The sequence below is a fragment of the Nocardia sp. NPDC055321 genome, from assembly GCF_053645575.1.
In genome coordinates, this window is the sequence record NZ_JBSHMS010000002.1 from 176577 (window position 1) to 203096 (window position 26520).

Annotated in this window: 27 protein-coding genes; 14 read left to right on the forward strand and 13 right to left on the reverse strand. The window is 69.8% G+C overall.

The genetic code is table 11. The features are described 5' to 3' along the window. Positions 1 to 80: 80 nt before the first annotated feature. Complete coding sequence (locus ACWIGI_RS03360) at positions 81 to 1868, reverse strand: EAL domain-containing protein (RefSeq protein WP_454200733.1); 1788 nt, start codon at positions 1866 to 1868, stop codon at positions 81 to 83. A gap of 137 nt (positions 1869 to 2005) precedes the next feature. Further along, positions 2006 to 3268 carry a serine--tRNA ligase gene (gene serS, locus ACWIGI_RS03365; protein WP_454200734.1) on the reverse strand — a complete coding sequence of 421 codons (1263 nt, stop codon included), beginning with the start codon at positions 3266 to 3268 and terminating at the stop codon, positions 2006 to 2008. A gap of 333 nt (positions 3269 to 3601) precedes the next feature. Between serS and ACWIGI_RS03370 the strand changes: the two genes are divergently transcribed. The 6 genes from ACWIGI_RS03370 (at position 3602) to ACWIGI_RS03395 (ending at position 9487) form a co-directional block, all read left to right on the forward strand. Further along, positions 3602 to 5185 carry a GMC family oxidoreductase gene (locus ACWIGI_RS03370; RefSeq protein WP_454200735.1) on the forward strand — a complete coding sequence of 528 codons (1584 nt, stop codon included), beginning with the start codon at positions 3602 to 3604 and terminating at the stop codon, positions 5183 to 5185. 292 nt (positions 5186 to 5477) lie between these two features. Further along, on the forward strand, positions 5478 to 6617 hold the full coding sequence (locus ACWIGI_RS03375; RefSeq protein ID WP_454200736.1) for a septum formation family protein: 1140 nt from the start codon (positions 5478 to 5480) through the stop codon (positions 6615 to 6617). A gap of 88 nt (positions 6618 to 6705) precedes the next feature. Then, positions 6706 to 7059 carry a metallopeptidase family protein gene (locus ACWIGI_RS03380; RefSeq protein WP_454200737.1) on the forward strand — a complete coding sequence of 118 codons (354 nt, stop codon included), beginning with the start codon at positions 6706 to 6708 and terminating at the stop codon, positions 7057 to 7059. 78 nt (positions 7060 to 7137) lie between these two features. Further along, positions 7138 to 7449, forward strand: a complete 312-nt coding sequence (locus ACWIGI_RS03385) for a PE family protein (RefSeq protein ID WP_454200738.1) — start codon at positions 7138 to 7140, stop codon at positions 7447 to 7449. Between the two features lie 11 nt (positions 7450 to 7460). Then, positions 7461 to 8657: a PPE domain-containing protein gene (locus ACWIGI_RS03390; protein ID WP_454200739.1), complete on the forward strand. Its 1197-nt coding sequence runs from the start codon at positions 7461 to 7463 to the stop codon at positions 8655 to 8657. After that, positions 8654 to 9487 (forward strand): ESX secretion-associated protein EspG, encoded by an 834-nt coding sequence (locus tag ACWIGI_RS03395; RefSeq protein WP_454200740.1) that lies wholly within the window; start codon positions 8654 to 8656, stop codon positions 9485 to 9487. Before ACWIGI_RS03390 ends, ACWIGI_RS03395 begins: the two co-directional genes overlap by 4 nt. 347 nt (positions 9488 to 9834) lie before the next feature. Here ACWIGI_RS03395 and ACWIGI_RS03400 read toward each other — a convergent pair whose 3' ends face one another. From ACWIGI_RS03400 to ACWIGI_RS03410, 3 genes are all read right to left on the reverse strand, one after another. Beyond that, complete coding sequence (locus ACWIGI_RS03400; protein WP_454200741.1) at positions 9835 to 10494, reverse strand: histidine phosphatase family protein; 660 nt, start codon at positions 10492 to 10494, stop codon at positions 9835 to 9837. Beyond that, the gene (gene pheA / locus ACWIGI_RS03405; RefSeq protein WP_454200742.1) at positions 10491 to 11408 is read right to left on the reverse strand and encodes a prephenate dehydratase; all 918 of its coding nucleotides are present in this window, start codon (positions 11406 to 11408) and stop codon (positions 10491 to 10493) included. Before pheA ends, ACWIGI_RS03400 begins: the two co-directional genes overlap by 4 nt. 123 nt (positions 11409 to 11531) lie before the next feature. Further along, the gene (locus tag ACWIGI_RS03410) at positions 11532 to 11957 is read right to left on the reverse strand and encodes a hypothetical protein (protein ID WP_454200743.1); all 426 of its coding nucleotides are present in this window, start codon (positions 11955 to 11957) and stop codon (positions 11532 to 11534) included. An 87-nt stretch (positions 11958 to 12044) separates the two neighbouring features. On the opposite strand from ACWIGI_RS03410, the gene ACWIGI_RS03415 reads away from it, so the two are divergent. From ACWIGI_RS03415 to ACWIGI_RS03430, 4 genes are all read left to right on the forward strand, one after another. Further along, complete coding sequence (locus ACWIGI_RS03415) at positions 12045 to 12815, forward strand: DUF2470 domain-containing protein (protein WP_454200744.1); 771 nt, start codon at positions 12045 to 12047, stop codon at positions 12813 to 12815. A gap of 17 nt (positions 12816 to 12832) precedes the next feature. Further along, a complete protein-coding gene (locus ACWIGI_RS03420; protein WP_454200745.1) occupies positions 12833 to 13630 on the forward strand; it encodes a CPBP family intramembrane glutamic endopeptidase in 798 nt (265 codons plus the stop codon). A 213-nt stretch (positions 13631 to 13843) separates the two neighbouring features. Beyond that, the gene (locus ACWIGI_RS03425; RefSeq protein ID WP_454200746.1) at positions 13844 to 15274 is read left to right on the forward strand and encodes an LCP family glycopolymer transferase; all 1431 of its coding nucleotides are present in this window, start codon (positions 13844 to 13846) and stop codon (positions 15272 to 15274) included. A 91-nt stretch (positions 15275 to 15365) separates the two neighbouring features. Then, complete coding sequence (locus tag ACWIGI_RS03430) at positions 15366 to 15914, forward strand: ferritin (RefSeq protein ID WP_454201016.1); 549 nt, start codon at positions 15366 to 15368, stop codon at positions 15912 to 15914. A gap of 344 nt (positions 15915 to 16258) precedes the next feature. On the opposite strand, the gene ACWIGI_RS03435 is transcribed toward ACWIGI_RS03430, so the two are convergent. From ACWIGI_RS03435 to ACWIGI_RS03455, 5 genes are all read right to left on the reverse strand, one after another. Further along, entirely contained in the window at positions 16259 to 17176 is a 918-nt protein-coding gene (locus ACWIGI_RS03435) for a DUF5926 family protein (RefSeq protein ID WP_454200747.1), read from the reverse strand. Positions 17177 to 17355: 179 nt separating this feature from the next. Next, positions 17356 to 18069 (reverse strand): TMEM165/GDT1 family protein, encoded by a 714-nt coding sequence (locus ACWIGI_RS03440; protein WP_454200748.1) that lies wholly within the window; start codon positions 18067 to 18069, stop codon positions 17356 to 17358. A gap of 303 nt (positions 18070 to 18372) precedes the next feature. Continuing rightward, positions 18373 to 18894, reverse strand: coding sequence for a peptidase (locus ACWIGI_RS03445; RefSeq protein WP_454200749.1), 522 nt, complete (start codon positions 18892 to 18894; stop codon positions 18373 to 18375). Between the two features lie 245 nt (positions 18895 to 19139). Further along, entirely contained in the window at positions 19140 to 19763 is a 624-nt protein-coding gene (locus ACWIGI_RS03450; RefSeq protein ID WP_354988159.1) for a superoxide dismutase, read from the reverse strand. A gap of 252 nt (positions 19764 to 20015) precedes the next feature. Continuing rightward, positions 20016 to 20627, reverse strand: coding sequence for a hypothetical protein (locus ACWIGI_RS03455; RefSeq protein ID WP_454200750.1), 612 nt, complete (start codon positions 20625 to 20627; stop codon positions 20016 to 20018). Between the two features lie 336 nt (positions 20628 to 20963). On the opposite strand from ACWIGI_RS03455, the gene ACWIGI_RS03460 reads away from it, so the two are divergent. The 3 genes from ACWIGI_RS03460 to ACWIGI_RS03470 are packed head-to-tail and all read left to right on the forward strand — an operon-like array spanning position 20964 to position 23242. Continuing rightward, entirely contained in the window at positions 20964 to 21335 is a 372-nt protein-coding gene (locus ACWIGI_RS03460) for a rhodanese-like domain-containing protein (RefSeq protein ID WP_454200751.1), read from the forward strand. An 18-nt stretch (positions 21336 to 21353) separates the two neighbouring features. Further along, positions 21354 to 22478, forward strand: coding sequence for a DUF4328 domain-containing protein (locus ACWIGI_RS03465; RefSeq protein ID WP_454200752.1), 1125 nt, complete (start codon positions 21354 to 21356; stop codon positions 22476 to 22478). Continuing rightward, complete coding sequence (locus ACWIGI_RS03470) at positions 22475 to 23242, forward strand: glycerophosphodiester phosphodiesterase (RefSeq protein WP_454200753.1); 768 nt, start codon at positions 22475 to 22477, stop codon at positions 23240 to 23242. The genes ACWIGI_RS03465 and ACWIGI_RS03470 overlap by 4 nt, the downstream gene beginning before the upstream one ends. A 29-nt stretch (positions 23243 to 23271) precedes the next feature. Here the strand turns inward: ACWIGI_RS03470 and ACWIGI_RS03475 are convergent, their stop codons facing one another. Together ACWIGI_RS03475 and ACWIGI_RS03480 are read right to left on the reverse strand one after the other, a co-directional pair. Continuing rightward, positions 23272 to 23940: a TetR/AcrR family transcriptional regulator gene (locus ACWIGI_RS03475; protein ID WP_454200754.1), complete on the reverse strand. Its 669-nt coding sequence runs from the start codon at positions 23938 to 23940 to the stop codon at positions 23272 to 23274. Between the two features lie 28 nt (positions 23941 to 23968). Next, positions 23969 to 24880 (reverse strand): SDR family NAD(P)-dependent oxidoreductase, encoded by a 912-nt coding sequence (locus tag ACWIGI_RS03480; RefSeq protein ID WP_454200755.1) that lies wholly within the window; start codon positions 24878 to 24880, stop codon positions 23969 to 23971. Between the two features lie 162 nt (positions 24881 to 25042). Here ACWIGI_RS03480 and ACWIGI_RS03485 point away from each other — a divergent pair, with 162 nt between their 5' ends. Then, a complete protein-coding gene (locus ACWIGI_RS03485; protein ID WP_454200756.1) occupies positions 25043 to 25810 on the forward strand; it encodes an SDR family NAD(P)-dependent oxidoreductase in 768 nt (255 codons plus the stop codon). Positions 25811 to 26012: 202 nt separating this feature from the next. Here ACWIGI_RS03485 and ACWIGI_RS03490 read toward each other — a convergent pair whose 3' ends face one another. After that, entirely contained in the window at positions 26013 to 26213 is a 201-nt protein-coding gene (locus ACWIGI_RS03490) for a cold-shock protein (RefSeq protein WP_326312678.1), read from the reverse strand. Positions 26214 to 26520 lie beyond the last annotated feature (307 nt).

The following is a 26520-nucleotide window of genomic DNA, read 5'->3' on the forward strand; positions in this document are numbered from 1 at the left end:
CGAACCGAATCGGCGCCGCGGCTACCGCGAAGAAGGCTGGAGAATCAACAGGCGTACACGAGGATGCGCATACCCCAGCTTCACTCGGGGCCGAGACCACCGTCAAGGGGATTATCGATCGGAATCCAGCCGTTGGTATCGACCTCGCGCTCGGTGCGGGCCGCGCCGACCAGGCCGGGACGTTCGTTCAGATCGCTGATCAGCTCGGACACCGGATGCGAATCGCCGTAGTGATAGCCCTGCGCCAGCGCGAAACCGAGTTCGGTCAGCACCGCCGCCTGATACTCGGTTTCCACGCCCTCGGCGATCACCTGCAGATCCAGCGATTTGCTCAACGCGGCGATCACGCCCAGCAGCGGCGGAGCCGGGGAATCGGAGCGGATCGCGGCGACGAACGACTGATCGACCTTCAGAATGTCGCTCGGCAGATTCGCCAACCGGCTCAGCGACGAATAGCCGGAACCGAAATCGTCGATGGCGATGCGCACACCGCGCTCGCGAAGCTTGTGCAGATTCGCCACGGCCGTCTCGGATTCGGCGGCGACATCGCTCTCGGTCACCTCGAGCACCAGCTGATCCGCCGGCCAGCCGGTATCGGCCAGAATCCCCGAAACCCGGTCGGCGTAATCGGATTCGGCCAGTTCCAGGCCGGACACATTCACGTTCAGAGTCAGATCGAGCTGCGCGAAGGTCTCCTGTAGTCGAGCCGCGTCGGCGCACGCGCGGCGCAGCACCAGCTCGTCCAGATCGGAGATGAGGTCGTACTCCTCGGCGACCCGGATCAGGCCCTCGGTGGTCACCTCCGGCTGCGCGTGCGAGGACCAGCGCAACTGCGCCTCCACCCCGACCGCGCGGGTATCGCCGTCCGAGAGCGAGACGATCGGCTGATACTGCACGTCCAGGGTGCCGCGATCGATCGCCTCGCGCAGCTCCACCGCCAGTGGCATCTGCCGCGAGGACTCCAGCACCGTGCGATTGCGCCCCGCCTGCTTGGCGCGGTACAGACCCACATCCGCGCGACTCACCAGCAGCGAACCGGACTCACCCGGCTGCCAAGAGGTGACACCGGCGGAACACCCCGTCGTCACCGCCGCGCGCAGCTGCTCGGTCAGCAGAATCGCGGCCTGCTCGGTCGAATTCGGCAGCAGCAGCGCGAAAGCGTCACCGCCGTAGCGGGCCAGGCGCTGCTCGGGAGCGAGCAGTTTCGCCCAGGTATCGGCCACCCGCTGCAGGACCGCGTCGCCGGCGCGATGACCGAGATGATCGTTGATCTTCTGGAAGCGGTCCAGGTCGACCAGGACCAGCGACAGATGCTGATCGGTGCGCTGGGCGTGCGAGATGGCATTGGCCAATGCGCGATCGAAACCGCGGCGATTGAGCAGACCCGTCAGCACATCGATATCGGCGTCGGACGCCATTCGCGTGAGAATGCCGACCACGATGCCGATTCCGACGGTGATACCCGCCGGAATAAGACCCGACCACCACGGCAGACCGCGCGAAGGCACCACCCACAGACAGCACACCACCGCGAACAGCACATGCGCGCCGAGCCATTTGTACGCGAAGAATATGGCCGCGTCGCACGCCACGAACACATAGAACGCGGCCAGACTGATCGCGCCCACCGTATTCGGAAACCAGTGCACCGCAACGGTCACCAGCACCGTCGCCATCGCGACATAGACGTGATGCACCGCGTGCGGCATACGCGGGCCCCAGATCAGCAGGCTCACGCCGAGCAGCAACGCCACCAGCGCCGCAGCGCCCACCAGCGGTCGATTACCCTCATCGCCCGGTGCCACGGCGGTGATCACCAGACCCAGTACGCCACCCATGACGTAGAACGCCCCGGTGGTCCGCGCCATGACCATTGCCGTTGCCAGCGCCGAAGCCGCCCGCACCCGCGTTCGGGTATCGCCGCGAGACCCGATTCCTCGCACGACGCCCAGCCTAAACGGTCCTTTGATTTTTGCCTCCGCTTCGCTTCGGCCGGTGACCGCTTTCAGCGAATCGGCTTCAAAACCTCGGTGCCGACGAACGGGACCAGGGCCGTGGGGACGCGGACCGAACCGTCGGCCTGCTGATGGTTTTCCAGCAGCGCGACAATCCAGCGGGTGGTCGCCAGTGTGCCGTTCAGGGTCGCGGCGGTCTGCGGTTTGTTGTTCTCGTCGCGATAGCGGACATTCAGGCGGCGGCCCTGGAACGTCGTGCAATTCGAGGTCGAGGTCAGCTCGCGGTAGGTCTGCTGGGTCGGCACCCACGCCTCGCAGTCGAACTTGCGCGCGGCCGAACTGCCCAGATCACCGGCCGCCACATCGATCACCCGGTAGGGCACCTCGATGGCGGCCAGCATCTCCTGCTCCCACGCCAGCAGGCGGCGATGCTCGGCATCGGCCTCGTCCGGGGTGGTGTAGACGAACATCTCGACCTTGTCGAACTGGTGTACGCGAATGATGCCGCGGGTGTCCTTGCCGTAGCTGCCCGCCTCGCGGCGGAAACACGACGACCAGCCCGCGTAGCGCTTGGCGCCACCGCTCAGATCCAGGATCTCGCCCGAGTGGTACCCGGCCAGCGGCACCTCCGAGGTGCCGACCAGGTACAGGTCGTCCTCCTCCAGGTGGTAGACCTCCGCGGCGTGCTGACCCAGGAAGCCCGTGCCCGCCATGACCTCCGGGCGCACCAGCACCGGCGGGATCATCATGGTGAAACCGTTGGCGGTCGCGCGCTGGGCGGCCAGCTGCAACAGGCCGAGCTGCAGCAGCGCGCCGTAACCGGTGAGGAAGTAGAAGCGCGCGCCCGACACCTTCGCGCCGCGTTCCATATCGATCAGGCCGAGCGACTCACCCAGCTCCAGGTGATCCTTGGGCTCGAAATCGAACTCCCGCGGGGTCCCGATGTGATCGAGCACGACGTAATCGTCCTCGCCGCCGGCCGGCGCACCCTCCTGCACCACGTTCGACAGCGCGCGCTGGGCGGCGTCGAGCACGACATCGGCGTCCTTCTCCGCCACCTCGGCGGCCTTGACCTGCGCCGACAGCTCCTGGCCGCGGGCGAGCAGGGCGGGCCGATCCTCCGGAGACGCCTTGCCGACCTTCTTGCCGTGCGCCTTGTGCTCGGCCCGCAGACCGTCGGCGTTCGCCACCGCCGCACGCCGCGCGGTATCGGCCGCGAGCAGGGCATCCACCAGGGCCGGGTCCTCACCACGAGCCCGCTGCGACGCGCGGACCACGTCCGGGTTCTCCCGCAGGAATCGAAGGTCGATCATGCGAAACAGCCTAGTGGGCGGGGGCCACCCCTTTTCCCGTAGGTCCGGCCCCCGCGCGCACGGCCGCCGGATCCCCCGCGCGGGTACGGATTCGGGTCACCGGCGCCCGGCGATCGCACCGGATTCGCGGTTTCGCTGGCCAGTACGCGCCCGTCCGCCCATAGTGGGGGCCATGGACACGCCCGGCAGCGCAGCAGCGCCCGCGATCGTGTCTCGAACACTCCACCCGCCTGTCCGGGCGCAGCCGCGCGCCGCGACCGGCCGTTCCACCCCCGTGCCGTGGCTCGCCGCCGCGCCCGGCGCCATCTCTGCGGTCTCTCCTGAGGAGTCTGAATGCCCCAATACATGCCGAGCTCAGTCGATTTCATCGTCGTCGGCGCCGGGTCGGCCGGAGCGGCCGTCGCCGCACGGCTCAGCGACCGGGCCGGAGTCAGTGTCGCCGTCCTCGAAGCCGGAAGCGAGGACAAGGACAAATTCATTCGGATCCCCGCGGGGTTCTCCAAGCTCTTCCAGGGCCCCAACGACTGGAACTACCGCACCGAACCGCAGCCCGACCTGAGCAACCGGCAGGTGTACTGGCCGCGCGGCAAGATGCTCGGCGGCTCCTCCTCCATGAACGCCATGATGTGGGTGCGCGGATTCGCCGCCGACTACGACGAATGGGCGAGCCACGCCGGACCCGAATGGTCCTTCCAGCAGGTACTTCCGTACTTCCAGCGCATGGAGACCCTGGACGGGGTCGCCGAACCGGGCGCCGAAGGGCCGCTGCACATTTCGGCCCAGCGCAGCCCGCGCGGACTCACCGGCGACTTCCTGCAGGCCGTGACGCAGGCCGGATACTCGGTGGAGGCGGCCAATCTCGATGAGCCGCAAGGCTTCACGCAGACCATGGTCAGCCAGAAGCGCGGCGCGCGCTGGAGCACCGCCGACGCGTACATCCGCCCGGCCCAGCAGCGGCGGCGCGACCTCACCGTCGTCACCGACGCGCACGTCACCCAGATCCTGTTCGAGGGCAACCGCGCGGTCGGCGTCGAATACCGGGTCGGGGACGAGGTCAAGCAGCTGCGCGCCAATCGCGAAGTGGTGCTGTCCGGCGGCGCGATCAATACCCCGCACCTCCTCATGCTCTCGGGCATCGGCGACGCCGATCAGCTGCAGAACCACGGCATCGAGGTGCGCAGGCACACCCCGGAGGTCGGGCAGGGACTCCGCGATCACCTGGCCGCGCCCATCGTCTACCGCACCCGCGGCGGCAGCCTGTTCGGCGCGGACAAGAGCATCCCCGAGCTGGCCAACTACCTGCTGCGCCGGCGCGGACAGCTCACCTCGAACGTCGGCGAGGCGTACGGATTCGTGCGCAGCCGTGACGAACTCCCGCTGCCGGACCTCGAACTGATCTTCGCGCCCGCGCCGTACATCGGCGAGGGCCTGGCCGAACCGGACGGGCACGCCATCACCTTCGCGGCCGTGCTGCTCAAGCCGACCTCGTTCGGCAGCATCACCCTGGCCTCGGCGGACCCGTTCACCGCGCCGCGCATCAACCCGCGCTACTGCACCGAGGCCGACGATCGCGCGGCGCTGCTCGCGGGGCTGCGGATCTGCGCGAACCTGGCGAGCCAGCCCGCGCTGAAGGAACACATCGGGGAGATCATGCAGCCGGGCGTGCCCGCGGACACCCCGATGGAGGAGGTGCTGCGGCGCTGCCTCGAGGATCACGCGCACACGCTGTACCACCCGGTCGGCACCTGCCGCATGAGCACCGGGCCGGACGGGGTGGTCGACCCGCAGCTGCGGGTGCGGGGGTTCGAGGGACTGCGCATCGCGGACACCTCGGTCATGCCGGTCATCACGCGCGGGCACACGCACGCGCCGGCGGTGCTGATCGGTGAGAAGGCCGCAGATCTGATCTACGCGTAGGCGGGTTGCCGCTCGCGGGCGGTTCCACGGGAAACATCGGGCCGGGGGCGACGTCCCCCGGCCCGAGTGGTGTTCGCGGTTTCGGCGGGTCGTGTTCGAGCCGTGCTCGCGTCTCCGGCCCGGCCGTGTTCGTGGCCCGCGAGCACGGCGCGCACGAGCGGCCCGCGGCCGGTGAGCGCGGATGCGGATGCCCGGACCGCACGGCGCCGCGGACCGGATCCGCTCGAATCGGGGGGTGCGAAGTCCGAACGGTAGCGGCGCCGGGCGGCGATCACTGCAATGATGGTTGGCGATGTCAGACGAACAGTTGCCTCCGCCGCCTAAGCGCGCACAGATGCCCCGGGCCAAGAGCTCGGGCACATCGGCGCTGCTCGGACCGCTGAACGCCGTGCGCCGCAGGTTCGACAACGACAGTCCGCTGTCGGCGCCGACCCTGCGCTACGGCCTGCTCGCCGTCGCGGTCGGCGCGGTGGCGGCGGCGCTCATCACCCTGTTCGTCTCCGGGTTCGACTCCAGCCGGGTCGAGGCGCACACCCCCGGCGGGGCACAGCCCACCGGCGCGGTGGCGGGCGCGGCGTTCGGCACCGCCACCCAGGGCGATTGCCTGAGCTGGACCAAACCCAACGCCAGCGACCTGGTGAAGGTCGAGTGCGACAGCAAGCACCTGTTCGAGGTCACGGCCGACGTCGACCTGAGCAAATACCCCGGCAAGGAATTCGGCGACGGGTCGCGCTTCCCCGACTCGCTGCGGTTCTCCGAACTGCGCGACGAGCACTGTGTCAGCGCCGCCCAGAGCTACCTCGGCGGAAAGTTCGATCCGCGCGGCAAATTCGTGGTCGGCCTGATCAACCCGGGCGAGGCCGGCTGGAAGGCGGGCGAGCGCACGCTGCGCTGCGGCCTGCAGGTCGCGGGCAGTTCCGGCACCGCCACCCATCCCATCAGCGGCAGCGTGCGCACCACCAGCCAGTCCAAGGTGTACGACGTGGGCACCTGCATCGGCATCGCCCGCAACCTGCCCACCGATCCCGTCGCCTGCGCGCAGCCGCACGCCTTCGAGATCGTCTCGACCGTGGATCTCGCCCCGCGCTTCACCGCGGGCCCGCCGTCCAAGGACGAGCAGGACAAGTTCATGGAAGAGCAGTGCGCGCGGGACTCCACCGACTACCTCGGCGCGCCCGACGCGTTGCGCAACAAGACGCTCACGCTGTTCTGGGATTTCCTCGACACCCGCAGCTGGCTCGCGGGCAGCCGCGGCCTGAACTGCATGATCGGCAAGGGCGCCGATCAGGAGGGCTTCGCGACCATCACCGGCTCCGCGCGCGGGGACATCCTCGTCGACGGGCAGGCACCGGTGCCGCCGCCGAACAACGGGCGCTCCACCCCGCAGCCGCTGCCCGGCGCCGCGCCGCCGGTCATTCCGCAGCCGCGATGATTCGCAGGCCACCCGCGCGGTGTGAATCCGCGCGCGGGTGGCCCGCGGTCGCCGGGAACCACGCCGAGCACGCGCAGAACGGATAGCAATGGCGGTCTCCATGTCCGACGAGCGCTTCGAGGAGCTCGTCGGCGACGCACTCGACCTGATTCCGGCCGAATTGGCGCAGGCCATCGACAACGTGGTGGTTCTCATAGAACCGCGCAGCGACGAGGACCCGCATCTGCTCGGGCTGTACCACGGCATCGCCCTCACCGAACGGGACTTCAGCCACTACGGGGGCGCATTACCAGACACCATCACCATCTACCGCGAAGCGCTCCTGGAGATGTGCGACAGCGAAGCGGAGGTGGTCGACGAGGTGGCCGTGACGGTGATACACGAGATCGCGCACTACTTCGGGATTGACGACGACCGCCTGCATCAGCTGGGATGGGGCTGACAGCTCCGGGGGAACCGATCAGCTAACCCGCGCGTCCAATCTCATATCCGGGAAGAGACTCGTGAAGGGGGCTCGATCATGGTTGGCCATGTCCTCGTACAACCCGAGGTCGTTCTCGCGGCTGCGCTGGAGCTGGATCTACTCGCGGAGCGACTCGCGGCGCTGTCCGCCACCACCGCGCCGGCCACCCACGTCCTGCCCTCCGGCACCGAGGAAGTGTCCTTCCTGGCGGCCGCGCACTTCAATCAGGCGGCCCTGAGCCACGATCGAGCAACCGCCCAGGCTGTTCTCGAACTACACCACGCCGCCGCCACGCTGCGCAGCCAGCTCGCCCAGTATCTGATCCAGGACGCGGTGCGCGCGGCCGGGATCGCCGCGATTCCGGTGTAGGGGGTTCCGACATGACACTGGGGATCACGGGCGTCTTCTGGCTGCCCCGGATGGCCGAACTCAATTCGCTGTCGCTGAACGCGGGGGCACACGCGGTTCCGATCGTCGCGGCCAGTACCGCGTGGGGCGCGCTGGCCGCCGGATGGGTCGACGCCACCACCACCGTGGCCCGGGTCATGGCCGAGGTCGGGGTCGGGCTGCAGGGTCTGAACGGCATCAACGTGCTGGGGCGGCTCACCGGGTTCACCGTGTGGGCGGAACAGCAGACGGTGATGGCGGGCGTCATGGCCGCCAAGACCGCCGCCAATGCCACCGCGTACACCGTGGCCTCGCTGGTCATGCCGAGCCTGCCCGAGATCGCGCTCGTGGAAGCGGCTCGGGTGGCGGCACATTCGACCGGCGGCGCGCTCAACGGCACCGCCGAGGCGGCCGAGGCGGCCAAGCTCGCCCTGGACATCCGGGCCGCGCTGGTCATGGAGACCTACGAGTTCGCCACGACCACGCTGGTCACGACGCCGGGCGAGTTCTTCGCACCGCCGCCGATCGCCACGGGCGCGGGGTCGGCCGAAGCCGGTGCGGCGGCGAACGCGTTCGGGGACGGGACGAGTCCGGTGCAGGCGGCGCTCGGCGCGGCGGCGGCGTTCGCGAACAATCCCGGTGTGCTGAGCGCGGTTTCGCAGGCCGCGCAGGTCGCGGGGACCGTGGTCACCGGGGTCGCGACCACCGCGGGCACTGTGGCGGAGACGGCGATCACCGCCGTCGGGAACGGGGTGGCGCAGGCCGTGCCCGGTGCGAATCCGGGGATCGCGGCCGGGCTGGGCGCGGCGGCGGTGGCGGCCGGCGGGGCGGCGAGCACCCGCGCGGCGGGGATCGCCGGTGGCGGTGGCGGGGTGAGCATCGGAAACGGCGGCGGCACACTGCGATTGCCCGAGGGCTGGGGTGCGGGCGTCGGTATCGGTGGTGGTGCGGGGCCGGTCGCGCCGGTGGCGCCGGTGGCCGAACCGGTGCCCGGCGCGGGAGCGGGGAACGCGACGGCCGCGCCGGTGCGCCAGGGCCCCGGAGCCCACCCGCTGCTCGGCAATCAGGCCGCGCGGGACGAGGACGAGGCGCACGGCGGCAAGGGATTCGGGCGGTCCGAGCGGCCGTTCTCCGACGGCGACGCGTTGGTGCCCGCGGTGATCGGCGGCGAGCCGGGCGACGCGAGGTGAGTGTGCTCGGCGCGGGGCGGGGGCCGTCGCTGCTGGGGGCGGTGACGCTCTCGCTCGACGACATGCAGTACCTGCTGGAGGCATTGGGGATCGACGAGTTGCCCGTGGTGCTCGACGCCGTGGGCCGCTACGACAACGCCGCCGATCACGACGCGGCCATGGCGGCCGCCGCGGTGTCGCTCGCCGAGCGAGAACTGCTGGACGGCACCGAGATTCATCCCGAGCTGGCCGAACGGCTGCGGGTGCTGCACCGTCCGCACTCGGTGGTTGCGCTGCGCTGGTACGTGGGCGAGCAGGTCAATCGACTGTGCCTGGCCAAGGGCGACGACATCGACGTGGTGGCGCTGCGCGGGCCGCACTCGTACGTCATCGACGCAGCGGGACACGACCTTCCGGGCACGATCATGGCGGCCCTCGGCCCCGCCGACCCGCTGGTGATCGAGGGCATGAACGCCCCCACCGCGGACCTGGCGCCCATCTTCGACGCCGCCGCCACCGATGTCACCGCCACCGCGACCCGGCTCGCCGCCGTCGGCAATCCGCCCCGCGACGCGAAAACCCTTGCCGCGGCCCTGATCCAGGTGCACTCCCACGCCGAGATAGTCGCCGTCGTCTACGCCGACGCCGCCCGCGAGGTCACCGACAACCACGTCGCCGTCTTCGACACCCGGCACGGCCGCCTGCTGGCGACCGCGACCCGCGCCGACGACGGCACGAAATGGACCGCCCTGACCGGCGCGACCCCCGCCCGCTTCCGCACCGCGCTGCAAGATCTGATCAACGCGCTCCCCCTGCGCGCGGATTTTCCGCTGCGCCGGCCCACGGCCTGACGCGTCCGGCCCGGCAGCCGCTCACCGGCATCGGCGCGCCACAGTCGACAGGCTCGACCGGCGCCATACTTCTTTCACTTCGCGGCCCGAGTGTGCACACCGAGCCGGCGCGGCCACGCATTCGCCGTTCTGCGGATTCACCGTCCTCGCGCGCCACGAGACATCGTCCAGAAATCGCGGGCGTCCAATCTCCTGTTGAGCACACGGCGTGAATATCGGTGCTCCACACACACTTTCCCGCACATGTCAGTGGGAGTGGCGTTTCTCGGCTCGAGAAGTCCCCGATCGCACCGGTGGAGAGGGTCCGATGAAACCGCCGATCGGTGTTTCGCTGCGCGGCGGGCGGCTCAGCCCATCGGGTCGTCGCCGGTGGGGGCGGTGTCGCCGGCGAAGGGTGGGAGGTAGCTGCCCCAGCGGGTGCAGTCCCAGCCGCCGGGGACGGGGAGGAGCTCGATCGTCTCGGTGTTGTCCAGGTGGTTGTTCGCGGCGAACTGGCGGGGGACGCCGGTCAGTTCGCGGGAGACCAGGCGCATCGCGGCGCCGTGGCTGACCACGATCAGGTCGGGGGCCTCGGGGTCGGTCAGGTAGGTCTCGCGGAGGCGTTCCAGGGTGGGCACGTACCGGTCCAGGACGTCGCGGCCGGACTCGCCGCCGGGGACCCGGACGCTCAGATCGCCGAAATGCCATGCGTGGTAGACGTCCTGGAACGCCTCGTGCGCCGCGCGGGTGTTCTGACCCTCCAGGTCGCCGAGCTGCACCTCCTGCAGATCCGCGAGCACCTCAAGGGACACGCCCGTGGCGGCCTCGATGTAGCCGCCGGTCTGGCGAGCGCGCAGGGCCTCGGAGGAGAACAACCGCTGCGGCGGGACCAGCAGGCCCGACCCGAACGTCTTCGCCTGTCCCGCACCGCGTTCGGTGAGAGGAAGGCCCGGTAGCCGGGTGTCGAGGATCTTGCCGACATTGCCCTCGGTCTCCCCGTGCCGGACCAGGATCAGTTTGCCGGTCACAGGTCGGCCACCCCCTTCTTCAGATCGGCCAGCCAGGCCGCCGCCGGTTCGTCGGCAGGCGGCGGGGTGCCGGTCGCCGAGGTCGCGGGCCAGGAACCGAGGTAGCGGATCCGAGCCGCGGTGCGGTGCAACGCCTTCAGGGCCTCGGCCACAGCCGCGTCGTCGACGTGCCCGACGCAGTCGAGGTAGAAGCGGTAGGTGCCCATGCCGGTGCGGGTCGGCCGCGATTCGATACGCGTCAGATCGATGCCGCGCGTGGCGAATTCGGCGAACGCGCGCATGAGCGAACCCGGCTCGTTGGCCAGCTCCAGCACGAGCGAGGTGCGATCGCGGCCGGTGCGCGCGGGCGCGGGCCGCGGCGGCGCGACCAGCACGAACCGGGTGACGGCCTGATCGTGGTCGGCGACGCCGGACGCCAGGGTGGCCAGGCCGAGGCGCTCACCCGCGAGCGCGGTCGAGACCGCGGCGTCGGCGTGCCCGGCCGCGACGTCCTCGGCGGCGGCCGCGTTGGAGGCGGAGGTGTAGAGCGTGGCGGCCGGCATCCGGTGCGCCAGCCAGATCCGCACCTGCGCCGCCGCGACGGGGTAGGCGGCGACGGTGCGAACCTCGCCCAGCGACAGGCCCGGCCTGCCGACGATCGTGAAGGCCACGTCCAGTTCGGTTTCGGCGATGATCTGCAGGCGCGGCCCCAGGGCCAGCGCGTCCAGGGTCGGGGCGATGGAACCCTCGACCGAGCTCTCGATGGGCACCACCGCGCCCTCGGCCTCGCCGGCGCGCACCAGTTCGATGGCCGCGCCCTGGCTCGGCGCGGGGACACGCTCGACCGGCCCGCCGAACGTTCCGGTGGACTCCAGTTTGGCGAGGGCCATCTCGGTGAAAGTTCCCGACGGCCCGAAGTAGGCGATGCGCGGCACGACTACGAGATTACTTGTGCCCGCGCGGGGCTCCCACGGTTTGCCTCGACCTGAACGCTTTGCCACGCCCGGGGCGGTTTTCGGCGGGCCGTGGGGGCGGTCGGGATCGGGGATTCTGTGCGCTCAGTCGGCGAGGATCGCGAGGGCGGCGCGCACGCTCTCGGGGTCGGTGGTCTCGACGGCGAGCAGGATGTCGCGCAGCGCCTCGACGGCCGGGCCCTTCAGACCCCGCAGGAACGCGACGTCCGGACGCCGCAGCGCACGGCGGATGTCGTCGCCGCACAGGGCCGCGACGGTGGCGGCGACGATGGCCAGGGCGCGCTCGCCGGAGTCGGTGCGGGCGACGAAACCGCTGTCGCCGTGCGCGATCCGCACCAGGAACTCCGAGACGGCTTCGTCGTCGGCGGCCAGGTCGAGCACCGGCGTGGCGCCGGGAGCGGCGGTGACCGCCCGGACCAGGCCGTCGGTCAGGCCCTGTCCGCCGGGCTTGGCCGGAAAGCTCAATTGCAGGGGGACCGGCTCGGGCGCGGGATGCGAATCGTGGGGCACGGTTTCACGGTAGGCGAGGGCAAGGGTTGCGGAAGATCACACTCTGACTTAGCTTAGGTTTACCTAATTCCATTCCGGAGGTGTTGTATGCCCCGAACGGCCCCGGTCGTCGCCCCCACTACCGCTGAGCGTGTGCACAGCGCCTGCGCGCACGCCGACAGCGCGGTACTGGCGCTGCCCGGCCTCGACCCGGTACCCACCTCCGTCCACCTGCTGCGCCAGTGCGGCGACATCGTGATCGCGGTCCCTACCTACTCGGTCGCCGCCCAGCTCGTCGTCGGCAGCGGCACCACCGGCTCCCCCGCCGTCCTCGAACTCACCGACCACGCCCCGCTGCCGCTGCGCGAACCCGTGCGCGCCCTGGTCTGGCTGCGCGGCTGGGTGCACACCGTCCCCGCCAACGCCCAGCGCGCCCTGGCCTCCGCCGTCGCCGAGGACCACCCGCACCCGTCCCTGCTCGACGTCGGCCACACCGCCAGCCTGCTGCGCCTGGTCGTGGACTCCGCCGTCGTCGCCGACACCACCGGCGCGGATTCGGTTGGCCGCGAAGAACTCCGGCACACCCGGCCCGACCCGTTCGTCGGCATGGAAGCGGCCTGGCTGCAGCACCTGCACGCCGACCACGCCGACGTCATCGACCGGCTCGCCCGGCACCTGCCGCCCGGCCTGCGCCGCGGCGCGCTCGTGCACCCGCTGGCCATCGACCGCTACGGGGTCACCCTGCGCGTGGAGGGCACCGAGTCCGACCACGACATCCGGCTGCCCTTCGCCGCACCCGCCGACGACGTCGAATCGCTCAGCCGCGCGGTGCAGGCCCTGGCCGCCAACCCGTTTCGAGGCGGGCTGCATCGCATCTGAGCGCATAGATTGACCGCATGAGCGCGGCCGCCGACACCCCACCCCGGAAGTACCCGGTCGCCGAGACCGACGCCGAGCGGCGGGCCATCCGCCTCGAGATCGCGGTGGTGCTGGCCGTCACGTTCGGACTGAGCGGGGCCTCCGCCGCGCTCTCCCTGATCGAGAGCGCGCTCTCCCCCGGCGGCGTCGGCGGGCAGACGGTGGCCCTGAACCCCTCGCGCGCCACGCAGTCCACCATCGACCTGCTGTTCCAGCTGCTGAGCGCCACGCGACTGCTGGCCTGGGCGGCGCTCGGGCTCTACCTGTTGTGGCGCAGCGGAATCGGGCCCGCGGCCATCGGACTGGCGCGGCGCCTGCGCTGGCGGGCGGACGTGCTGCCCGGGCTGGCGCTGGCCGCGATCATCGGAATACCCGGGCTCGGACTGTATTTGACCGCGCACGCGCTCGGGGTGAGCGTCACCATCGTGCCGGGCTCGCTGCAGTACTGGTGGCGAGTGCCCATGCTGGTGCTGAACGCCTGGGCCAACTCGGCCGCCGAGGAGATTCTGGTCGTCGCGTTTCTGATCACCCGGCTGCGGGCACTCGGCTGGAGCGAGAATCGGTCACTGATCGCGTCGGCTCTCCTGCGCGGCAGCTATCACCTGTATCAGGGGATCGGCGGCGGCATCGGCAACGTCGTCATGGGTCTGATCTTCGGCCGGTATTGGCAACGGACGAACCGACTCTGGCCGTTGCTGCTGGCCCACGCGCTCATCGATACGGTGGCCTATATCGGGTACGCGTTACTGCGCGATCACGTCTCCTGGCTGCCATGATGTGCACAAGAGATGCACCCGAGATGAACCGTTCGGGCGGTTCGATACGTAGAGTCGTGGGTAATGAACGGCGACGACCCCCAGCAGTTTGCACGGATGCGCCGGGAGCCGCCGCCGGGACGCCCGGCGCAGCCCCCGGCTCGCCCGCAGCGCCCCGGAGCATCCCACGGGCAACCCCCGAGCGCGCACCCACCCGCTGATCGCGACAGGCGCATGCAGCGCGGCGAGCCGACCCCGAAACAGGGGTGGGGCGGGCAGCACGACCCACGGCAGCAGCCGCCGTACGGGCGCCCGCAGCAGCCGCCGCCCCGGAATCAGCCGCCGCGCAATCCGGTTCCACCGCAGCGGAACCCGAACGCGCCGCGCAATCCCGGGCAGGCGCCGGGCGGCCCGGGTCAGCGCGGTGGCGCGGCCGGCCCGCGCGGCGCGGGCCCGGCCGATCGCGTCGCCGCTCCGGGGCAGCGCAACGCCGGTTCCGGACAACGGGATCCGCGCGCGGCACAGCCCCAGCAGACCCGGCGCTACGAGCAGGCCGAGGAAGCGGCCCCCGCGCAGCGGCGACCCGCGCGCGCGAGTTCGCACGCGCCGACCCAGCGCCCCGAGCCGTACCGGGACGACGATCGGGGCACTCCCCCGCCGCCCGCGCGCCCGACCCGGCGGCGCGGCGGCGGCGCGAGCGCGCCCCCGCCCCGGCGCAAACGACACTGGGGCCGTTGGATTCTGGCGTTGCTGCTGGTGATCCTGCTGCTGCCGATCGGCGTCGGGTTCTACGTCGAGAACCACTTGGCCCGCATCGACGCGCTCACCAACTACACCGGGCGACCCACCAACACGCCCGGGACGAACTGGCTGCTGGTGGGTTCGGACAGTCGTTCCGGTCTGACGACGGAACAGGAATCCGAACTCGCGACCGGCGGTGAGGTCGGCTCCGAGCGGACCGACACGATCATCCTGGTGCACGTGCCGGAATCCGGTGAGCCGACGCTGGTCAGCCTGCCGCGCGACTCGTACGTCACCATTCCGGGCTACGGCAAGGACAAGCTCAACTCCGCGTTCTCCTTCGGCGGGCCGACGCTGCTGGTCGAGACGGTGGAGGGGGCGACCGGGATCCGCATCGACCACTACGCGCAGATCGGTTTCGGCGGCTTCGCCGACATCGTGGACGCCGTCGGCGGGATCGAGATGTGCCTGGACGACGCCATCGAGGATCCGCTGGCGGGGCTGAGCCTGCCCGCCGGCTGTCAGACGCTGAACGGCGCCGAGGCGCTGGGCTTCGTGCGCACCCGCGCCACGCCGCGCGCGGACCTGGATCGCATGCTGAATCAGCGCAAGTTCCTCAGCGCGCTGCTGAAGAAGGCGGCCAGCCCGGGCACGCTGATCAACCCGTTCCGGTCGTGGCCGCTGATACAGGGCTTGACGAAGGCATTGAAGGTCGACACGAGCGATCACGTATGGAATTTGGCGTCTTTGGGCCGCGCGCTGGCGGGCGAGCCGGTCGCGACGACGGTGCCGATCAGTGGGTTCGACGACACCGACGTGGGCAACGTGCTGCTCTGGGATAAGGCCCGGGCCAGCAGGTTCTTCGAAGCCATCGCCCAGGACGAGCCCATTCCGGCGGACCTCATCACGACCGTCGGCAATTAGCGAAATTAGGCAATACTTGCCTCATTTAGGCTGTGCTCAATAAGGCTGCACTTGGATGACACGCGCTCTGACCAGGGCTAATGTCGTCGCCATGTCGAGCCAAATCCAAACCAAGCGCAGCAAGTTCCACGGTTTGCTGCACGACCAGATCCGCAACGAATTCAATGCCGAACACCAGTACATCGCGATCGCGGTGTGGTTCGACAATGCGGATCTGCCCGTGCTGGCCAAGCACTTCTACAAGCAGGCCATCGAAGAGCGCAATCACGCGATGATGATCGTGCGCTACCTGCTCGATCGCGACATGACCGTCGACTTCGCCAGCGTCGACGCCGCCAAGTCGCAGTTCGAGAACGCGCGCGAGCCGATCGCGCTGGCGCTGGCGCAGGAGAAGACGGTCACCGACCAGATCATCCAGCTCGCCAGCACCGCCCGGGAAGAAGGCGATTACCTGGGCGAACAGTTCATGCAGTGGTTCCTCAAGGAGCAGGTCGAGGAAGTCGCGCATATGAATACGCTGCTCACGGTCGCCGACCGGGCCAGCGCCAATATGTTCGACCTCGAGAATTTCGTCGCGCGCGAACTGAGCTCGCCGCCGGATGCCTCCGGTGCGCCGTCGGCCGCGGGCGGCTCCATTTAGTTCTCGAATAGGAAAGGCCCGGTCCCTTGCGCTGGACCGGGCCTTTTCTGTTGCACTACAGCAGCATTCCTACTTCGCAGACAGGCTGCTGAAAAGGCCCTTGAGCAGACCGAGAATTGCGTCCATGGTGTTCTCCTCATCAGGTTTGCCCCGAGTTTCCGGGGTGGCTCCCCGGTGTTCGGGGGCGAAGAGAACGTAACTCGAGTTCAGCGACCGAAATAGTGTTTTTTCAAAAATTCTTCCGGTAAAAATTTCGGGCCGTTCACCGGTGGTCGCAACCGACCGGCAAACGGCCCGGAGATCGCCCGCTCAGCGCCCGGATGGGGGCGCGGACGCGGGGCTGATCAGCGCAGCGTCACCTGGCGCGAGCGCAGGCCGTCGCGGGAGCGGCGCTCATCCGAGGTGAGGGGTTCGGTGTTGGCGAGCGCCGCGGACAGGCGGGCGCCGAACGCGCGGGCGCCGGCTTCCCACTCGGTGGCGTGCTTCTCGGGATCCAGGTCGAACACCGGCACCAGCAGGCCGTGCGTGCGGAACGAGCCCGCGAAGCGGGAATCCTCGCCCAGATGCAGTTCGCCGGCCGCGTGCAGCCGCGCCAGCGCCAGCATGAGCTGATCCTCGTCCTCGGGCCGCACCCAGCGCAGATGCGCCTTCTCGCCCGCGTCGACCCACCAGGCCGCGCCGATCGCGTCCGCGCCCAGGTTCAGGCGCGCCGACGGCATGATGGCCTGATTGGCCTGCTCGATGGTCGCGGCCACCTGCTGGTCCGGGGTGACGCCCTCGGGCACCCACCAGTTGAAGTCCTGGTGCACCGTGAGGTCCAGTGCGGCACCGGGATCCAGAACGTCGGCCAGTGTCGGCGCGCCGTCCACGCTCGCGGCGGCCAGCGACTCGCCCGGCTCCGCGGACTGGGTCCACAGGATCGCGGTGGCCAGATCGCTCGCCGGGTTGTCCGACTGGAACTGCACCTGCGTGCCGACGAAACCGATCGGCTCGTCGCCCGCCCGCACCAGTGCGGCAACCGCACCCGGCAGCACGGTCGCGAGGGTGACCTCGCGCTCGGCCGCGACGCCCGGCGACAGCTTCAGCGTGGCGGTAGCCGACGGCACGAATTCCCGTAGCGCGACCAGGTCGCACTCCGCGGCCAGCCCCGCGAACGGCCGCGTGACGACCTGCGAAGCCTGCTCCTGCTCGGCCCGGCGCGCGGCCAGCTTCTGCGCCCGGTTGCTGTCCGGCTTGGGACTGTTGCGCTTGCTCTTACCCATGACGCGGAACAGTAGCAGGGCGACGTTTGTTTCCTTGCTTTGACCTGCCTGTTTGCCGCGCGGAACGAGCTTGCCCGTGGTTCGCGGGACGGCCGGCGGCGGACCGGCGGAACCCGGCTCGCGACCCACCGGGCATTCCGGGCGTGCACGCGGTCTGCCGCCGGACCGGGTCGGGCAGGTCAGGTGCGGACGGTCGGCTCTTCGTCGATCGCGGTGCGGGCGGCTGCGCGGCGACGGAGCAGGAGCAGGACCGCGCCCGCGGCCAGCGGGAGCAGGGTGCCGGTGGCGAGCATCGCGGGTGTCGCCAGATCAGGGGCGAGGGTCCCGAGCAGGGTGGTCGCGCCGAAGTAGAGGAACAGCAGGCCCGAGCAGACGGCGATCGTGCGTTCGGGGACGTGCTTGCCCACGGTGACGCCGACGAGGATGGCCAGGCCGCCCGCGGCCACCATGCCCAGGACCGAGCCGATCCAGACCGCGACCCAGCCGTTGTTGGTGGCCAGGGCCACGGTCGCGAACATCGTGCGGTCGCCCAGCTCGGCCAGTAGGAACGCGGACAGGACCACGAAGAAGGCCGAGCGGGAGGACGAGTGCGGGGTGTCGGGCGTCTCGTCGCCGTCGTCCGCGCCGGGCAGGGTCTCGCGCAGCGTCCACAGGCCGACGGCTATCAGAATCGCCGCCGCGAACAGGGAGATGAGGTCGGTCGGCAGGGCCGCGCCGAGGAAGTGGCCGACGCCGACAGCGATCAGGTTCACCAGCACGCTGGCCACGGTGATCGCGCTCAGCACCACCCACCAGCGGTAGCGCAGGGCAAAGGTCAGGGCCATCAGCTGTGATTTGTCGCCGAGTTCGGCGAGGAACAGCACGCCGAATGTCAGCAAAATCGTGGTGATCACATCAGCTCCCAGGGTTTCCGGCCTGTCGGCTGAAGATGCGGGGGCGCTTCAGCCGACGCCGCACCGTGTTTCGGTTTGGTTCTCGTCGGCCGAAGGTCTCGCCCACCGGTCGCCGTTCGAGGCGCTGACGGTTCACGCAGCCGGACCCGCGGGGGATCAGTATGTCGACTACGCGATTGGGGGCTACTCCCCTTCGCTGTCGGAGACTTTACCCCGACAGACCCGATGGAGGCAAACATCTATCGCTGAAATCGCAATGCGCGCAATAAGTTTGGGAACACTGCCGAGTGGTTTCGGGTACCCTCACGCGGCCAGCAGCATGGCCAGAACCGCGGTGTCGGGATCACTGATCGGGTCGACCCCGACCCGGCTCACCATGGAGGTGACCGTGCCGTCGGTGTCGGTTTCCACCCACGCCGCGCGATGTTCCAATCCCAGATGCGGCAGGCCCGGAAGCAGCAGGCAGCCCGAGGCGGCGCCGGTGCATTCGGGCAGCGACGGGCGGGTTTCGCGCGGTGGGTGCAGCATGATCAGCGCGGGCGGCACATGCTGGGCAAACCGCCCCGGCAGCAGCGCTTCTTGCCCGAGCACGGTGCCCTCGGCGATGACCAGCCCGACCATGCCCGGGTCCGGATCCTCGGGAAGTTCCTCGCGGGCCCCGAACACGGTGGTGGTCGGCAGCAGTCCGGGCAGGCTGGCCACCCGCACCGCCAGGACCAGCACCTGGGCCCATTCCTTGGTCGAATCCGGCCATCGGCCCGAAATCACGAATCCGCGTAGCGACCCACGCGACTGAAACGGCAACACGCCGATCTGTTCGCTCATCACGCCCTCCCGAAGTGCGGAAATGCGGGGGCGGCCCTGCCCGTCCTGGTTGTGGATTCAGAGAATGCCCCGAAATCGGACTGGCACACAAGTACCAAAGAGTGCTAGCAGACGGGCAGGTCGGCGAACATCGCGCCGGTCAGGGACCGGAAAAAGCAGAAGACCCGCGAACCGGGGTCGGTTCGCGGGTCGCTGCGCCGGGCGCGTCGCGGAATTCGCTCCCGCTACGCGTTGCGACGGGCTGCTCAGCCGAAGATCAGGCCCTTGCCCTGGTTGACGGCGCGACCGAAGCGGTCCTGCACCTCTTCCCAGTTCACGACGTTCCAGAACGCCTTGACGTAGTCGGCCTTGACGTTCTTGTACTGCAGGTAGAAGGCGTGCTCCCACATGTCCAGGCCGAGCAGCGGGATGATGCCGAGCGGCACGTTGCCCTGCTGGTCGGTCAGCTGGAAGGTCAGCAGCTTGCCGGCCAGGGTGTCGTAGCCCAGCCAGGCCCAGCCCGAGCCCTGCAGGCCATTGGCGGCGGCGGAGAACTGCGCGACGAACTTGTCGAACGAGCCGAACTGGTCGTCGATCGCAGCGCCCAGGTCGCCGACCGGCTTGTCGCCGCCGTCCTTGGACAGGCTCTTCCACCAGATGGAGTGGTTGACGTGGCCGCCCAGGTGGAAGGCCAGGTTCTTCTCGTTCAGGAAGATGGCCGCGTGGTCACCGGACTCACGGGCGGCTTCCAGCTTCTCGACGGCGGCGTTGGCGCCCGCGACGTAGGCCGCGTGGTGCTTGGTGTGGTGGATCTCGTTGATCTGCCCGGAGATGAACGGCTCCAGGGCGCTGTAGTCGTAATCCAGTTCTGGCAGCGTGTACTCGGCCACGATGTCCCTTCCTCAATGCTCAGTGTCGGAGCTGTGTGCCCTCGGCCCATGCCGCGGCGCACCCAACCATCATTCGTACACCCGCTCCCGTGCAACCGGGCCGCGTGCCCCCACATTCCAGCGGTTACCCGGTTTTCCCAACCTATGGACACAGGCTGATCCCAACTCGGGCGGGAGCGAGGGGAGAGAACGCAGACAAGGGCCGCCCGGTGCCTGATCCGGTGCGGCCCGTTCGAGGTGCGAGGTCGGAAGTTACAGCGGCGGAACGATATTCGGCCGCATGGTGCGGGGGTCGCCCGCGGCGTGGGCCTGCCACCAGCGCACTCCGCCGGCGACGAACTCGTCCAGCGGAATCTCCCGGCCCGCCTTGTCCTGCACGGCGATGCCGTCGAACCACACCCGCATGTCGAGTTCGCGGGGGTCGATGCCCTCCTCCTGGGAGAACTCGAGCATGTGCGCGGCGGGCCGGTCGGACAGGACGGTGTCGAAGCTGAGCAGTTTGCGCCACTGTGTCCAGGCGGCGTCGTCGAGGTCGAAGAATTCCCAGCCGTGCAGCGAGCCGCCGCCGAAGCTGCTGACCGCGTCGTGCAGTCCGTCCAGCGCGAGCGGGAGCACCACCGGGTCCAGGTCGTCCCAGCGCTGCCTGCGCAGGGAGGCCGCGACCCGGGTGACCCCGGACAGGGTCAGGAAGACGTCGCAGCCCGCCGGCGGCGGGCCGTCGGCGGGCAGGGTCAGCACGTCGAGCTCCAGGCGTAGCTCGGCCGCCGCCGTGTCGACCTCCACTCCGAGGCAGGTCGCCTCGGAGAGAGCGGTGTTGAGTCCGGAAATGTCCACGCCGTCGAGTAGCCCCCTGCTCACAGTCATAGCGTCAGGCTACCGATCTTGCGTTGGCCGTCAGAGGATTTCCGATTATTGGTAGTGTTGTCGGTTTTTTCGGGGACCGACCGGCCCGCATCCTGTGGGTAACCGCTGTTATCCACAGCCCGGCTGTGGATCAGCCTGTGGATTATGTGGATAACTACAGGCGGGATATGCACAGACCCACCGCAACGGGGTGGGCGACGGGCTTCCACCGATGGGAACCGACCGGCGGTTTCGTGGCGTTCGGCGAGTTCCGTGCACACGGAATGTGAATGCGGCAGGCCGGTTCGAGGGGAGAGAACTCCCCGGCTCCCCGGCACCCGTGGCAGGATCGAAACCGTGACCAGTTCCCACGTCCCCTCGGTACCGATCGATGCCGTGCCAGCGGAATTCGACGCCGCCGAGCCGTGGGCCGACGCCGCCCCGCCCCCGGCCCTGCTGCTGGACGTGCGCGAGGACGACGAATGGAGTCTGGGCCACGCACCCGGCGCCATCCACATCCCCATGGTCGACGTGCCCGCCCGGCTGGACGAACTGGACTACGACTCCGAGATCTACGTGATCTGCCGGCAGGGCGGTCGCTCGATCCAGGTTGTGCAGTATCTGACGCATGTCGGTTTCGATGCCACGAATGTCACCGGCGGCATGGTTGCCTGGCAGCAGACGGGACGACCGCTCACCGGAGACGGTGACGAGGCGAAGGTCTACTAGGCGCAGAATGATGGAGCGATGACAGGGGGAAATGTGGGCCAACCGCGATCCGCGGTCGTGCAGCCGTGCGCCCGCTGTGGCGCGCGCTGGGCCGTGCAGGGCAAACCGCTGCACTGGTGCCCGCGCTGCCACGGTGTGCTGCTCTCACCCGCCCCGGTCGACGCCCCGCCCGAACGGCGCAACTACCGCTGGGTCGCCCGCCCGCCGGGCCGCCGGACCCCGCCCACCGGCGCACCGCGCCGCACCGCGGCGAGTCTCGAAACCCCGCGCTACACCCAGGTTCCGCGCTGGGGTCTGCAGGATCGGCCGCCGCAGGCCGCGGCGGAACCGGTGCACCGGATCGACCGGCTGGTCGCGCGCCTGCCCCGCCTGCTGATCGCCACCGCGGTGGTCTTCGGCGTCGCCGCGCTGGCCGAACTGGGCCGGTACGCGATTCTGCTGCGCAATCGCCGCCGGCTCATCGAGCCGTGGCTGCTGTGGACATCCGACGCCGCAGTGATCGTCGCGGCGGTGGCGGCGATGGTGGTGGCGCTCGTCACGGCCGTGGCGGTCGTCGGCTGGCTGTGGCGCACTCGGACGAAACTGTATGCCGCTGCGGGACGCGAGGATTCGCGCTCGCTGCCGGAACTGCTCGCGGGTTGCCTGGTGCCCGGGGCGAATCTGGTGTGGCCGGGCGTCTTCCTGACCGAGATGGTCCGGCTCGGCGCCACCGGGGACGACACGCCGCGCCTGCTGCGCACCGTGCGAATCTGGTGGGGCGCTTGGGTTCTCAACGGCCTGCTGGTGGTGATCGCGATCCTGTACCGCTTCGCCGATTCGCTGCAGGTGCGCGCCGACGGGGTCCTGATCACCATGTGGACGAACGTGTGCGCGGCCGGGATGGCCGTGCTGACGCTGTGGCTGGTGCGCGGTTTCGCGGGGCGGGATCTGCGCGGGCGCGAGCTCACCACGCACCGCTGGCTGATCGCGACCACACCCGCCACGCCGGTCATCGAACCGGTGCAGCCGGGCGTGCCGGGTTCCGCCGGGCGGGCGCCCGCGACCGCCGTCGGCAATGATGGGGCAGTCGCCGCGGACGAGGCGACCGGCCCGGAGTCCACGGGGGCGCCGGACGCCGAGCATGAGGAGGTATTGGCGAAGTGAGCCGGGCCAGTCGCGCGCCGTTCGTGGTCGCGCACCGGGGGGCGTCGGCGGCGCGACCCGAACACACCCTCGCCGCATACGAACTCGCCCTGCAGGAGGGCGCCGACGGCGTCGAATGCGATGTGCGGCTGACCAAGGACGGTCAGCTGGTCTGCGTGCACGACCGGACCGTGGATCGCACCTCCGACGGTGTCGGCGCGGTGTCGGAGATGACCCTCGAGGAGCTCGAGGCCCTGAATTTCGGTACCGCCGAGGAGCCGTCCCCGGTGCTGACCCTGGCCCAGCTGATCGAGCTGGTGCTGGACTGGAAGAGCCGGCCGACCAAGCTCTTCATCGAGACCAAGCATCCGGTGCGCTTCGGCGCGCAGGTGGAGACGACGCTGCTGAACGAGTTGCAGCGCTACGGCATCGCCGCGCCGGCCTCGGCCGATCACTCCCGCGCGGTGGTGATCTCCTTCGCCGCGACCGCGGTCTGGCGCATCCGCCGGGCCGCGCCGCTGCTGCCGACGGTGCTGCTGGGCGAGTCGTCGCTCTACCTCTCCGGCGGCGCCGCGACCACGGTGGGCGCGACCGCGATCGGGCCGTCGGTGCGGACCCTGCGCGAACATCCCGATCTGGTGGACAAGGCCGCCGCGGCGGGCCGCGCCACCTACGTGTGGACCGTCGACGAACCGGAGGACGTGCGGCTGTGCGCCGATCTCGGCGTCAGCTGGGTGGCCACGAACCTGCCGGGCCGCACCAAGACGGTGCTCTCGGACGCCTGAGCGAGCGCGCTCGCCCCGTCAGGGGGCGCTCACTCCGCCGGGGATGTTCCGTCCGTAAGCGGGATCGTGCCGAACAGCCCGCCGCTGCGGCGGACCAGATCCATCAGGGGCTCACGGAGATTGCGCAGGCCCTCCAGATCGCCGACGGCGATGCGGTTGGTGACCATCGCGCTCAGCGCGGCCACCAGGGTCTGGCAGGCGAAATGCTGCTGCTCGGTGTCGGCGTCGAGTATGTCGGCGACGATCGCGACGAAGGTCTCCTGGAGCTGGGTGCGGCGGGCGATGGCCTCGGGACCGACGGCGTAGACCTCGACCAGGAACAGGCGGGCGTACGCGGGTTCGGCGGAGAGGGCGTCGAGGTAGGCGCCGAGGACGCGTTCCATGCGGGCGGTCTCGGTCTCGCCCTCGATCTCGAGGCCGGTGACGGCGAGCATGCCGGTGAGCATGAGTTCCACCGCGCGCTCGTAGGCGGCCTCGAAACAGTCCTCCTTGGAACGGAACTGCTCGTAGAAGGTTTCGCGGGACACGCCCGCGCGTTTGATGACCGCGGCGACCGGGGTGCCGACGTAGCCGTTCTCCGCCATCGCCTCGGCCATGGCCAGCAGGATCCGGTCGCGCTGGGCGGCGACCACGATCTCCCGGGGCAGACCGTGGCGGCCGCGGGGCAGCTGGCGGGCGGTGACAGCCGATTCGGGCATGCGGTGAACTCCGTTGGGCCGGGACGGGTCAGGCGAACTTCCCCATTCTGCTCGGTCGGGCGGGCTGTTCGGTGGTGAAACCGACCTGTTCGGTGCGAGCTATGTCGAGACCGGACGCGACGCCGTGGCGCAGAGCGTAGTCGATCACCCGCTGGCCGATGCCGCGGAACTCGAGCACCACGCGCACCCAGGAGGGTGAGACCACGCGGCGGGTGCGCCGGGCCAGCGCGCGTTCCACCGCGTCGATGGCCGGGCCGAGCGGTGCGATGCCCGAGACGGTGGAGCGGCCCAGAATGCTGTGCGCGGCATGGGTTCCGAAGCCGCGACTGGTCATGTCGGTGTCGAGTTCGGCGAAGTAGGCGAGGCCGACCTTCGCGCCGGTGTGCCGCAGTTCGATGCGCAGGGTGTTGCCCAGCGCCTCGACCGCGGCCTTGGAGGCGCTGTACGCCCCGGCGAGGGGTAGGTGGACCGCGGCGGCGAGCGAGGTGACGATCAGGACGTAGCCGTCGCGGTGCGCGAGATGCGGGCCCGCGGCGCGCAGGGTGTAGTAGAGGCCGAGCACGTTGACGGTGAGGGTCTGTTCGAGCACCTCGGGATCGCCGCCGAGCAGGGCCATCTGGCGGGCGATGCCGGCGTTGGCGACCACCGCGTCGAGGCCGCCGAGTTCGGCGGTGAGGGAGTTGATCGCGCGCTCGACCTGTGCGGGATCGCCGACGTCGCAGTAGCGCCAGGGGGCGTCGCCGCACTCGGCGGCGACCTCGGCCAGCAGCGCCTCCTCGATGCCGAGCAGGGCCACCCGGGCGCCGTGGGCGTGCAGCTGGCGGGCCAGGGCCGCGCCGATGCCGCGGGCTCCCCCGGTGATCAGGATGCGCTGACCTGCCACGCGCGGGGCCCGGCGGCGGAAACCACGATGCTGACGTGGGGCTGGGCCGACGTTCATGAGGTGACGATAGCACTCGGCGAACAGTCGTGTTCGCAAACTGGAGGGACGGCGCGAACCCGTACATACCCGGCCCCCCTCGAGGCGGCCACACCGCCCCACTATGGTGCCTATTGACGGAAGGCCAGTGAGAGGGCCGTCCACGTTCGAGAGGACCACCCCGTGGAGATTTCGGGATCTGCCGCCATTGTCACCGGAGGCGCTTCCGGCCTGGGCGCGGCCACCGCCAAGCGCCTCGCCGACGCCGGCGCCACCGTGTTCGGCCTGGACCTGGCCCAGTCGATCGAGCGCGCGGGCGACAGCGTCCCGGCCGGGATCACCCTGATCCCGACCGACGTCACCTCCGGTGACGAGGTCGCCGCCGCGGTCGCACAGGTCGTGGAATCCGGTGTGCCGCTGCGCATCGTGGTCAACTGCGCCGGCGTGGGCTGGGCGGGACGCATCCTGTCCAAGAACGGCCCGCACGATCTGGAACTGTTCCGCACGGTCATCACTGTGAACCTGCTGGGCACCTTCAACGTCATGCGCCTGGCCGCGGACGCGATCTCCAAGACCGAGCCGGTCGACGAGTACGGCTCGCGCGGCGTGGTCATCAACACCGCCTCGGTCGCGGCGTTCGAGGGCCAGATCGGGCAGATCGCCTACTCCGCCTCCAAGGGCGGCGTCGCCGGCATGACCATCCCGGCCGCGCGCGACCTGGCGCAGTTCGGCATCCGCGTCAACACCATCGCCCCCGGCATCATCGACACCCCGATGCTCGCCGGCGTGACCGAGGAGTACCGCAAGGGCCTCGAGGCGGGCGTTCCGTTCCCGTCGCGCCTGGGCCGGCCGGACGAGTACGCGCAGCTGGCGCAGTACATCACCGAGCACGATTACCTGAACGGCGAGACCATCCGCATGGATGGCGCGCTGCGCATGGCACCCCGCTAACGCGAGGTTCCAGGGGCTCCGCCCCAGACCCCACAGGGGAAAAGAGGGCGCTGACGCTAGGTCTCAGGGGCTTCGCCCCCGAACCCCCTGAAGGACAGAGCTTTCGGCTCGAAACGAACAAGGCCCGCACCGTATTTCGGTGCGGGCCTTGTTATTTCACGAAATCGGCCGACGCGGAGGCTTCAGCGCCTGACCGGAAATCTCAGTGTGCGCGAACGGCCGCGGCCTGCGGGCCCTTCTTGCCTTCGGTGATCTCGAAGCTCACGGCCTGGCCCTCTTCGAGCTGGCGGTAGCCGTTGCCTTCGATCTCGGAGTAGTGAACGAACACATCGGGGCCGTCCTCGCGGGCGATGAAGCCGTAGCCCTTCTCCGCGTTGAACCACTTGACGGTGCCCTGAACCATAACTTTCTCCTGCTGGATGTTGCATCGGCCGCCGCGGTCACGGTGACCGGGTCGAAATCAGAAGGCGACTTGCAGCTTGCCTGGCAAGAGAAGCGCCCGCACGATGTTCAGCGCGAGCATGTGAGACACGAACACGAAAAACTTACGACCAAGACGTACAACGTACGCCGGGGGCGCGGGTTCCCGGAATCGGAAAAACATTGCGAGGGTCACATTTCGGGCCGTGCGGCAATGACCGTTTTCCGCCGGAAACGACCGTGCTCCCCGCTGCCGGAACAGCGGGGAGCACGGGGTTTTTCAGCGAACA